The organism is Methylobacterium aquaticum (assembly GCF_001043915.1).
Taxonomy (GTDB): domain Bacteria; phylum Pseudomonadota; class Alphaproteobacteria; order Rhizobiales; family Beijerinckiaceae; genus Methylobacterium; species Methylobacterium aquaticum.
This window is the reverse complement of sequence record NZ_LABX01000283.1, coordinates 1-10,274: the sequence shown is the minus strand read 5'-3', so window position 1 is coordinate 10,274 and position 10,274 is coordinate 1. Positions and strand designations below refer to the sequence as shown.

General features: G+C 70.0%; 10 protein-coding genes. 7 read left to right on the top strand and 3 right to left on the bottom strand.

Translation table 11 applies throughout. The features are described from left to right. The 4 genes from VP06_RS29385 to VP06_RS29370 form a co-directional block, all read left to right on the top strand. A partial coding sequence (locus VP06_RS29385) for a ComEA family DNA-binding protein (RefSeq protein ID WP_048467360.1) occupies positions 1-325 on the top strand: 325 nt, incomplete at its 5' end. 115 nt (positions 326-440) lie between these two features. Further along, a complete protein-coding gene (locus tag VP06_RS29380) occupies positions 441-1,055 on the top strand; it encodes a ribonuclease D (RefSeq protein WP_048467359.1) in 615 nt (204 codons plus the stop codon). 141 nt (positions 1,056-1,196) lie between these two features. After that, positions 1,197-1,937, top strand: coding sequence for an LPS export ABC transporter periplasmic protein LptC (gene lptC, locus VP06_RS29375; RefSeq protein WP_425350964.1), 741 nt, complete (start codon positions 1,197-1,199; stop codon positions 1,935-1,937). Between the two features lie 4 nt (positions 1,938-1,941). After that, positions 1,942-2,754 carry an LptA/OstA family protein gene (locus tag VP06_RS29370; protein ID WP_048467357.1) on the top strand — a complete coding sequence of 271 codons (813 nt, stop codon included), beginning with the start codon at positions 1,942-1,944 and terminating at the stop codon, positions 2,752-2,754. Positions 2,755-2,790: 36 nt separating this feature from the next. On the opposite strand, the gene VP06_RS29365 is transcribed toward VP06_RS29370, so the two are convergent. Beyond that, complete coding sequence (locus VP06_RS29365) at positions 2,791-3,693, bottom strand: LysR family transcriptional regulator (protein ID WP_048467356.1); 903 nt, start codon at positions 3,691-3,693, stop codon at positions 2,791-2,793. Between the two features lie 1,026 nt (positions 3,694-4,719). On the opposite strand from VP06_RS29365, the gene aqpZ reads away from it, so the two are divergent. Both aqpZ and VP06_RS36805 read left to right on the top strand, forming a co-directional pair. Then, a complete protein-coding gene (aqpZ, locus tag VP06_RS29360; RefSeq protein ID WP_048467355.1) occupies positions 4,720-5,454 on the top strand; it encodes an aquaporin Z in 735 nt (244 codons plus the stop codon). Positions 5,455-6,066: 612 nt separating this feature from the next. After that, a complete protein-coding gene (locus VP06_RS36805) occupies positions 6,067-6,210 on the top strand; it encodes a hypothetical protein (RefSeq protein WP_156295838.1) in 144 nt (47 codons plus the stop codon). A gap of 88 nt (positions 6,211-6,298) precedes the next feature. Here VP06_RS36805 and VP06_RS29355 read toward each other — a convergent pair whose 3' ends face one another. Then, entirely contained in the window at positions 6,299-7,630 is a 1,332-nt protein-coding gene (locus VP06_RS29355) for a chloride channel protein (RefSeq protein ID WP_425350963.1), read from the bottom strand. Between the two features lie 103 nt (positions 7,631-7,733). Here VP06_RS29355 and panE point away from each other — a divergent pair, with 103 nt between their 5' ends. Further along, positions 7,734-8,672, top strand: a complete 939-nt coding sequence (gene panE, locus VP06_RS29350; protein ID WP_048467353.1) for a 2-dehydropantoate 2-reductase — start codon at positions 7,734-7,736, stop codon at positions 8,670-8,672. A gap of 167 nt (positions 8,673-8,839) precedes the next feature. On the opposite strand, the gene VP06_RS29345 is transcribed toward panE, so the two are convergent. Then, positions 8,840-10,274: RICIN domain-containing protein (locus VP06_RS29345; protein ID WP_048467352.1), on the bottom strand; the 1,435-nt coding region annotated here is incomplete at its 5' end.

Genomic DNA, 10,274 nt, shown 5'->3' with positions numbered 1-10,274 from the left:
CGGTCCCGCCCTGGCCCAGACGCCCGCCCCCGCGACCCCGGCGGCACGGCCGGCGCCGACCGTTCCGGCTCCTGCGGCGCCGGCGGCCCCGAAGGCCCCCGAGGCCCCGAAGGCCGCGCCCTCGGCCAAGCCGGCCCTGATCGACCTCAACAGCGCCTCCAAGGAGGAGCTGGAGACCCTGAAGGGCATCGGCGCGGCGCGCTCCGAGGCGATCATCAAGGGCCGGCCCTATCGCGGCAAGGACGAGCTTCTGTCGAAGAAGATCGTCCCGTCGAACGTCTACGACGACATCAAGGACAAGGTCATCGCCCGCCAGAAGTCCTGACGGCCCGCCTGCCCGCCACCCTCCCCCTTGGCCTTCTGGCCGGCCGCCTTGCCGGCCCGGGGGAGGGGTGATAGGCGCCGGGGCAGATCTTCGCATTGCCCCGGACGCCTCTGCCATGCCCCACCGCCTGCACCGCGGCGACCTGCCCGACGATTACGTGCCGGGCCCGGCCATCGCGGTCGATACAGAAACCCTCGGCCTCCAGCCGCATCGCGACCGGCTTTGCGTGGTGCAGATCTCCCGCGGCGACGGCGAGGCCGATGTGGTGCAGATCCCCAGGGTCGGCCCCGAGCCGGTGGTGCTCAAGCGGGTCCTGGCCGATCCGGCGGTGACCAAGATCTTCCACTATGCCCGGTTCGACCTCGCGGTGCTCTTTCACCGGCTCGGCGTGATGCCGGGGCCGGTCTACTGCACCAAGATCGCCTCGCGGCTCGCCCGCACCTATACCGACCGGCACGGCCTGAAGGACCTGGTGCGCGAGCTGATCGGCGTCGAGCTGTCGAAGCAGCAGCAATCCTCGGATTGGGGTGCCGACACGTTGAGCCAGGCGCAGATCGACTACGCGGCTTCCGACGTTCTCCACCTCCACGCCCTGCGCGAGCGGCTCGACACGATGCTCGCCCGCGAGGAGCGCAGCGCCCTGGCCCAGGCTTGCTTCGACTTCCTGCCGACCCGCGCCCGCCTCGACCTGCTCGAATGGGACGAGACCGACATCTTCGCCCATAGCTGAAAGCCCGAGCGAGACCGCAGGGAGCGGCGAGACGAAGCGTTGCCGTTCTGTTAACCTGGCGGCCATAACTTCGACACCGGGCCGGAGGATGCGGGACGCCTGAGTCCCGCGCAGCCTGCGCCGGACCTGGGCACGATGCCGGTGGCCACGATCTTGCCGCACGCTTCCTCCCTCGACGTGGTTCCACCCGCGGCCGGTCCGGGCCTCGATCCCCGGCGCTTGCGCGCCCATGGGCGGGCGCGCCGTCACAGCGCCCAGGTGCGCTGGCTGCGCCGCGCGATCCCCCTCGGGGCGGGGGCGGCGGGGCTCGCCATCGTGGTCGGCACCTGGCTCAACCCCTTCGCCGATCTCGGCGTCTCGGTCAGCCTGGGGTCGATCGGCGTCTCGGGCTCGAAGGTGACGATGGAGAGCCCGCGCCTGTCGGGCTACCGCTCGAAGGACAACCGCCCCTACGTCGTGACGGCGAAGGCCGCGCTCCAGGACGTGCGCAAGCCCTTCGTGATCGAGTTGCAGAACATGCTCGGCCGCCTCACCACCGACGAATCGGGGGGGCTCGCCCATATCGAGGCGACGGCCGGCATCTTCGACACCCAGAAGGAGGCGCTGGACCTGAGCCGGCACATCCGCCTCTGGACCGACAAGGGCCAGGAGGCGCGGCTGACCTCGGCCCATGTCGACTTCAAGGCCGGGACGATGTCCTCGCGCGAGGCCGTCACCGTCACGATGCCGACCGGCTCGATCAGGGCCGACGGCCTCGACGTGACCGAGAACGGCAAGACCATCTCGTTCGTCGGCAACGTCAAGGCGGTCTTCTCCCCCCACGCGGCTTCGGAGGAGGATCCGCAATTGCGGACCACCGAGGCCCAGATCAAGGACGATTGAGCCCGTGCGTTCCCGTCTCCCGGCCCTCGCGGGGCTCGGCTGCCTCGTCCTCGCGGCTCTCGCCCTCCCGTCCGCTCCGCGGGCCGAGACCCCGGCTGCGCCGGGCACCGAAAAAATTGCCGCCAAGAAGAAGGAAGCCGGTTCCGGCTTCGGCGCCTTCGGCAGCGGCGGCGGCAAGGAGCCGATCAAGATCGATGCCGACCGGCTCGACGTGTTCGACCGCGAGAACAAGGCGGTCTTCGCCGGCAACGTCGTGGCGGTGCAAGGCGAGAGCACCATCCGCTGTTCCAGCATGACCGTGCATTACCAGCGCAAGGAAAAGGACAAGAAGGCGGAGGCCAAGGCGCCCGACGCCAAGGGCGCGGCGCCGCCGCCGGACGGCAAGCCCGTCGAGAAGGCGGTGAAGGTCGAAGTGAAGCCCGAATCCAGGGCGGAGGCGAAGGCCGACACATCCTCCGACCCGACCGATGGCAGCGCGATCCGCCAGGTGGTTTGCGCGGGCCCGGTGACGGTGGTGTCCAAGGACCAGGTCGCCAGCGGCGACAATGCCGTGTTCGACCGGGTCGCCAACCGGGTGGTGCTGACCGGCAACGTGGTCCTGAGCCAGTGCCAGAACGTCACCCGCGGCTCGCGCCTCGTCTACGACATGAAGACCGGCCGGGCGAACATGGACCCGGTCGCCGGCGGTCGCGTCTCCGCGATGTTCGTGCCCGGCGGCAAGGACGACAACGCCAAGGGCAAGCAGGCCGGCTGCGCGCAGCCCCCGGCCCAGGTCGGCAAGGCGGCGCCGAAGCCGCGGGCCCAGGTCGGGAATTGAGCGGACGGAACCGGGGCCGGCCGGGGCGCCGGCTCCTTACGGCTGGACGCGCGCCAGGGCCCCTTCGAGATCCCGGCGCAGGCGCTCGGCGGCGTAGCTCGGCTGACGGGCAGCCGGGATGCAGAGGTCGAGGGATGTCTCGACCGGCATCGTCTCGGGGAAGGGCACCGCCACCATCGTGCCGGCCGCGATCTCCTCGGCGACGGCGGCGCGCGGCAGGACCCCGAGGGCGCCGGCCTGTTCGATGAGGGTGCGTTGCAGGTCGAGGGAGGCGGCCTCGAAGGTCGGCACGATCCGGCACCCGGCCTCCGCGGCGGCCCGCTCGATATAGCTTCGCACGCCGAATTCCGGCCCCGGCAGCACCCAGCGATAGCGTTCGAGCGCCGCGCAGGCGGTGCCGCCTGCCCGCGTCACCGGATGATCCGGCGGCGCGATGATGAATTGCGGCAGCCGCACCCGTCTGATTACCGCGATCGCGTCGGAGGCCGGGGCGAAGAAGGTGAGGGCGAGGTCGCAGGAGGCATCCTCGATCGCCCGCACCGCATCCTTCGCGGTCCCGGTGCGCAGCCGGGCCCGGACATGCGGGTGGCGGATTGCGAAGGCGGCGAGGACAGGAACCAGGATCGCCGAGGCGACGCCCTCCGCAGCGTGGACGCCGACGAGGCCGCCGCGCAGGCCCTTCAGGTCGTCGATCAGCCGCACGACGTGGTCGAGTTCGTTGATCGTCCGGTCGAGCTTGGCCGCGAGCAATTCGCCTGCTGCGGTGAGCCGGATCCCGAGCGGGCTGCGCTCGATGAGCGGCGCGTTCATGTAGTATTCGAGCTGCGAGATGTGCCGCGCGAGCACGTTGGGATGGATGTCGAGCTGGGTGGCGGCGTCGCGCAGCGACGTGCAGCGGGTGACGACCGCGAAGTAGTGGAGTGCAACGATCTTCGCCATGCCCGAGCGTGTGTCCCGATGGCCCGGTATCGACCTGCCTCTGGCTGTCGCCCGGAGCAGGGGCGGACTTCCGCTTGCGCACCATCGCGGGTGGTCAGTAGTGATGGAAAACCAGGTCAGTCAAGCGCTTAGCCCGTCCTATCGGGAGCCCGGGCGCCATCGCGGGTTCTAAGCAGATTTCGCCGAAGTGGTCACCGGTTCGGCGGCAAAAATCTGCGATCAAACAAGAGTCTAAGCGGGCGAAACGTTGGCCTGCCAACGCAAGCCTGCTTTGAGCGTCGCTCAGGCCCGGCCGGTGCGAGTCAGGGTCGGCCCGCCGCGACCGGACCGGGCGTCGGTCGAGCCGCTTGGGTTGTCGGATTGGCGGGCCCGGGCGGGGACGCTGATGGCGCACGGTCAGCGCCCGTCCGAGGAACCGGGCGCGCCGCGGCGGGATCGCGCGGCTGCCAGCAAACGTGCCGTGCCAAGCGATCGCGTCGTCCGTTCAGGTTCTTTGTGATCTCCCCGGTCATCGACAGCGACCTCTGGTTCCAATCTCGCCATCTGGTCAAGCCCAAGGTCTCCGACTTCTGGGCTTGGCCCGAACAATCGAGATGGAACATCGGCCCCGACGATCTTGGGCCTGCCCGAGATCGAAGCGGTACGCTCGGGGCAGCCTTGCGCAGTGCCGTCACGGCGGTTCGCGATGCTGGGAGAGCCCCCCGGAAGCGAGTCCTCGCATCGAAGATTTCGACCGAGACGCCGTCGTTCGGTTTTCGTTCTGGGCAATCCGGGCACCGCCCCCATCAATCGGATGCTACGGCTTTCCGTGCCGATGCAGGGACCTCTGTTTCGTGGTGGTAAAATCTCCTGTATAGAGGACTCGGGCGAGCATCAGAGCCCGCGAGAGAACTTGGGGCATCCTCTCCTGCGACCGATCCGGGTGGCGCGCGGCGTCGGACCCGGGCCGGAGACCTGTGGCCGACGTCCCCGTATGCCCGGTCCGGCAGGACCGGGACGACATCCGACGGGAGGAGATCCAAGTCGATGGACATCCGCAGATGCGCCGCCGAGGCGATCGGCACCTTCTGGCTCACCTTCGCCGGCTGCGGCAGCGCGGTCGTCGCGGCGGCCTTCCCGCAGGTCGGCATCGGCCTGCTCGGCGTCTCGGTCGCCTTCGGGCTGACCGTCGTGACCATGGCCTATGCCATCGGCCACATCTCGGGCTGCCACCTCAATCCGGCGGTGACGATCGGGCTCGCCGCGGGACGGCGCTTCCCGGCCCGAGACATCGGCCCCTACATCGCCGCACAACTCGTCGGCGGCATCGCGGCGGCGGGACTGCTCTATGCCATCGCCTCCGGCGCGCCGGGATTCGACCTCGCCAAGGGCTTTGCCGCCAACGGCTACGGCGCGCACTCGCCCGGGCAATACTCCCTTGTCGCGTGCTTCCTTGCCGAGGTGGTGCTGACCCTGATGTTCCTCTTCGTGATCATGGGGGCGACCCACGGCAAGGCGCCGGCCGGCTTCGCGCCGCTGGCGATCGGGCTCTGCCTGACCCTCGTCCACCTTGTCGGCATCCCGATCACCAACCTGTCGGTCAACCCGGCCCGCAGCACCGGCCCGGCCCTCGTCGCCGGCGGCTGGGCGCTGGCGCAGCTCTGGCTGTTCTGGATCGCGCCGATCATCGGCGGGGCGCTCGGCGGCATCCTGTATCGCTGGCTGAGCGAGGAGCCCTCGGCCCAGGTCACCGGCGTACAGCCATCCGCCGCGACGCCCTGACGGCTCACGGGGCGGCCGGTCGCGGATCGACTGGCCGCCTCGTCGCCGCGGCGACCGTCGCGATCATCGCACCACGTCCGACCCTGATCGAGGGCTAACCAGGCTTGCGTTTGTGGGCCAACGCTTCGCCCGCTCAGGTTCTTGTCTTGTCGCAGATTTTTATCGCCGAACCGGTGACCACGTCGGCGAAATCTGCTTAGAGCGCTTCACGACCGCGCTGCAATCGCGAGGCTTCTCTAGCTCTTTGATCTTGCGGCATTTTCGACGACGAACCGGTATCCACGTCGTCGGAAAATGCTCCAGCGGGGACCTGGATCACGCCCCGCCCGCATCCCCGGCTCGATCACCACAGAGGTCGACCAAATCCCGAGACGGGTGGGCGAGGACGGGTAGGCCGAGACGAGGTGGCTGGCCCCGGAAAGTCGCTCGACGCCCGCCAGTCAGTCATATCGTGCATGATTGATGGGCATTCCGGACCGATGGTGCCGGTTGCATGCGAAACGTGCATATCGCAACTGCGAGATGACCGATTGTTGCAATGCAATAAATGAATCATGGTCGGGGACAGGAACCACAGAGTTCCACTCCCCCTCCCACTTCGGAGCCGAACCCATGGCCTCCTTCCCGTCGTTCGCCTCGACCCGTTCCATCCCCGCTCCCGCCGCGACCGCGAAGCCGGGTCTGTTTGCCGAGATGCTGCGTCTCTGGCTCGAGCATCATCGCCGTCTCGCCCAGGTCGGGATCGTGCCGCTCTGATCCGGATCGTCCGGACAATCCGTGATCGCGGGAGCCCGGGCCCCAGCCTTGGCCTCCCGGGCCGGCCCGGCGCGCCCGCGCCTGTTCCTCACGCCGGCCCGCTCACCTCCGGCGCATGCGCCTTGCGGCCGGTGATCCGTTCCACCATCGGCTCGGCGAGGGCGTGGTAGAGCCCCGCGCGGCAGATCAGCTTTGAGGCGCCGTCGGCGATGAGCGCCGCGACCATCAGGGGAATCACCAGGGCGTGGTTCTCCGTCATCTCCGACACGATGACGAACGAGGTGATCGGCGCCTGGAGCACGCCAGTCAGATAGGCCACCATCCCGACCAGCACCACCGCGCCGACCGGCACATCCGCGAACAGGCCGGCGATCTCGGCACCGAGGCCGGCCCCGACCGCCAGGGAGGGGGCGAACAGGCCGCCCGGAATGCCGCTGATCGACGAGAGGGTCGTGGCGACGAATTTCAGCGGGCCGAAGAGCGGATGGGTATCGGCGGTGCCGTGCAGGAGCGCCTTCGCCTGCTCGTAGCCGGTCCCGTAGGCATGGCCGTCGGTGGCGAGGCCGCACAGGGCGACGCCGAGGCCGCACAGGGCGGCGAACAGCACCGGCCAGCCGGAGACGAACCGCCCCGCGGCGCCCGGGAGCCCGCGGGAGACCGCGATGACGATGCGGCTGAACAGCCCGCCGGACAGCCCGCCGAGGATGCCGCAGAGCGGCACCACCGCCCAGGCTTGGAGCGGCAGGGTGGCGGCGGTGGTGCCGAAATAGGTGTAGTTGCCGACGAGCGCGAGCGAGGTCAGGCCCGCCGCGATGATCGCCCCGAGGATCAGGCTCGACGTCTTGGCCTCGTAGGCGCGGCTCAGCTCCTCGATGCCGAACACGATGCCGGCAAGCGGCGTGTTGAAAGCCGCCGCCACCCCGGCGGCGCCCCCGGCGAGCAAGAGGCCGCGCTGGCGTTCCGGTGCGAGGGGACCGGCCGCCGCCATCAGGGCCGCACCCACCTGGACCGTCGGTCCCTCGCGCCCGGCCGAGGCGCCGCAAAACAGTCCGAGCGTCATCACCACGATCTTGCCGGCGGCGACCCGCAGGGAGACCAGCGGCTGCCGCAAGGCGGCGTCCTCGATGTCGCGGGCGGCGATCACCTGCGGGATCCCGCTGCCCTGGGAGTTCGGGAACACCGTGCGGGCGAGCAACGCCGCGATCCCGAAGCCGAGGGGGGTGAGGACGAGGGCGATCAGCGGAGACACCCCGATCATCGCCCGGAACGCCGCCTGCGCCGCATCGGCCAGGAACGCCATCAGCACCGCCGCGGCGCCGACCGCGATGCCCCCGAGCACGAACAGCCCGCGCCGGACCCAGATGCCGGCGAGATCCCGTGATCCCGGCAGCCGCTCCCTCCAACCCCGCACGCGACGCAACCCTTTGTCCAGCCAGACCAGCCGGCACCTTGGACGAAACCGCCGCCGATGCGAAGCTCTCCGCGAACAGGTCAGTCCTGACCATGGGACAGGAGGGAGCGTCATGCGGGTGCTGGTGGTGGGAGCCGGCGCGACCGGTGGGTATTTCGGGGCACGGCTCGCGGCAGCGGGCCGCGACGTGACCTTCCTGGTCCGTCCGGCCCGGGCGGCGCGGCTCGGCGAGGGTGGCCTGTCGGTGAGGAGCCCGCTCGGGGACTTTCGGGTCGACCGGCCCAAGACCGTGACGGCGGACACGATCCCCGGTCCCTTCGATCTCGTGCTCCTGAGCTGCAAGGCTTACGACCTCGCCGGCGCCCTCGACGACGTCGCCCCGGCGGTTGGTGCCGGAACGGTGGTGCTGCCGATTCTCAACGGCCTGGCGCATCTCGATGCCCTCGACGCGCGGTTCGGGTCGGAGCGGGTGCTCGGCGGCTCCTGCGCCATCGCGGCGACGCTCTCGCCGGAGGGCGAGATCGTGCAGATGAGCGACCTGCACGCGCTCACCTTCGGCGAGCGGGACGCGACGCGCCCGGAGCGCATCGCCATGATCGCGGCCGTGATGGAGGGGGCGGGCTTCACCGCGCGGCGCAGCGAGAAGATCCTCCTTGAGATGTGGGAGAAGTGGGTCTTCCTCGCGACGCTCGCCTGCGGCACCTGTCTGATGCGGGCGCCCATCGGCGACATCGTGGCCGCACCCGGCGGGCGCGACCTGATGCTCGGCCTGCTGGACGAGTGCCGCGGCATCGCGGCCGGGGCCGGCCATGCACCGCGGGACAAGTTCCTGGAGTCGAGCCGCGGCACCCTCACGGCGGCGGGATCCCGTTTCACCGCCTCGATGCTGCGCGACATCGAGAGGAGCGCCCGGATCGAGGCCGACCACATCGTCGGCGACCTCCTGGCCCGCGGCCGGCACGCGGATCCGGACGGGGCGTGGCCGCATCTCGCCGCCGCCTATACCCATCTCAAAGCCTATGAGAGCCGGCGGGCGCGGGAGCAGGGCTGAGCGACGAAGACGCGCCCGGCGCGTCGGCACCGGGCGCGGTCATCGGCGGGCCGGTCGATCGCTCGGCGATTGCCATGCGGAAATCGGCGTTGCTCATCCGCCCGCGCGGGCTGGTAATCCCACGCCCGGAAAGCCTCTTCCGGACGTGGGATCACGAGTGCCGGTGGCTACCAGCGGTAGATGGTGCGGTCGAGCCCGACGACGATGGCACGCTGGGCACTCGGGACCGTGAGGGCGGTCGCCTTGAAGCCCGGGTCGACCAGCGCCCAGTTCCCGACCGTGTTGTCGCCGGTCTTGCGCCACATCAGCTGGCTGGCGGTATTCGTCACCACGACGCTGCCGTCGGGAGAGGCGGCGATTTCGGCCGCGCTGTTCCCCACGGCGACCCAGTTGCCGCCTTGGTCGCCGCGGTAGACATTGTTATCGATGCCGATATGCCAGAGACTGTTGCGGTTCATGACCGCGACCCTGAGCGCCTTCCCGGGGAGCTGCCTCCAGGCATTGGTGTTGTCGTCCGCCTGTTTGAGCCAGATGTCGTTGTTGCCGTTGGCGATGATGACCGTGCCATCCGCCGCGGCGATCGACTTTGCGTTCGTGCCGACCATGACCCAGTTCTGGCCGTTGTAGCGGTAGACGTTGGTGTCCGTGCCGATTCCGTAGATGCTGGTCGCGCTGATGACCGCGATGTCGGTGAAGTTTCCGGGGAGAGGTGTCCAGTTGTTGTCGCCGACGTAGCGCCAGGGAACCTTGCTGTCGGCATTGAGGGTGACGAGAGTGCCATCCGCTCCGATCGAGATGCGGGAGGCGGCGATGCCGATCGGCGTCCACCAGCCGTTCGCAGCCGGCAAGGTGCTCGCGCCGCCCATCGGGGCGACCGAGAAGGTCTGGTTCGCGCCGCCGTGGCAGGTCCAGGCGATCGTCCGCGCTCCGGCCTGCGGCGAGCCTCCGTCGATGTCGACGCAGAGATTCGCGTTGTGGACCGAGACCATGGCCATGCCGCCGTTCTGCGAGCGCTGCGTCCAGGCCTGGTTCCTCGCGCCGACGCAGGTCCACTGGTAGACTTGGCTGCCCGGATTGGCGTTGTTGGCGAGCGTCATGTCGAGGCACTTGCCCGACGCCTTGTTGACGTAGGCGGTGCCGCCGTTCCCGGCCTGCGCGGTCCAGGTCTGCTCGGCGGCGCCGGTGCAGGCCTGCTGCGTCACGGCCCCTCCATCACTGCGGTCGCCGGCTGCAATCGCCAGGCAGAGCCCCGAATGCGCCGCCTTCAGGAACGAGCTCACGCCGGTGGCGAGGGTGCCCGAGCCCCCGCCGGTGCCCCCGCCGGTGCCGCCGCCGGCGGTGCCGCCACCGGTCTGGCCGCCGCCGGTCTGGCCGCCACCCGCGGAGGTCACCACGCCCGGGGCTGAAACCTGGCTCGGCGCCGCGACGCCGTTGCCCAGCGCCACGATCACGCCCGGCGAGGGCACGCCCTTCTGGTCGATCGCGACGAGCTGGTAGTAGCCGGGAGGCGCGACGTTGGCGCTGGGCGGCGCCTGCACGGTCACGGCGGTGCCGGCTTGCGTGAAGGGGGCGACGTAGCGACGCTGGCCCGAGTTGAAGCTG

Coding starts and splice junctions, on each gene's coding strand:
- VP06_RS29365 (WP_048467356.1), bottom strand. CDS start 3,693: ATGGCGAAGATCGTTGCACTCCACTACTTCGCGGTCGTCACCCGCTGC.
- aqpZ (WP_048467355.1), top strand. CDS start 4,720: ATGGACATCCGCAGATGCGCCGCCGAGGCGATCGGCACCTTCTGGCTC.
- VP06_RS36805 (WP_156295838.1), top strand. CDS start 6,067: ATGGCCTCCTTCCCGTCGTTCGCCTCGACCCGTTCCATCCCCGCTCCC.
- panE (WP_048467353.1), top strand. CDS start 7,734: ATGCGGGTGCTGGTGGTGGGAGCCGGCGCGACCGGTGGGTATTTCGGG.
- VP06_RS29380 (WP_048467359.1), top strand. CDS start 441: ATGCCCCACCGCCTGCACCGCGGCGACCTGCCCGACGATTACGTGCCG.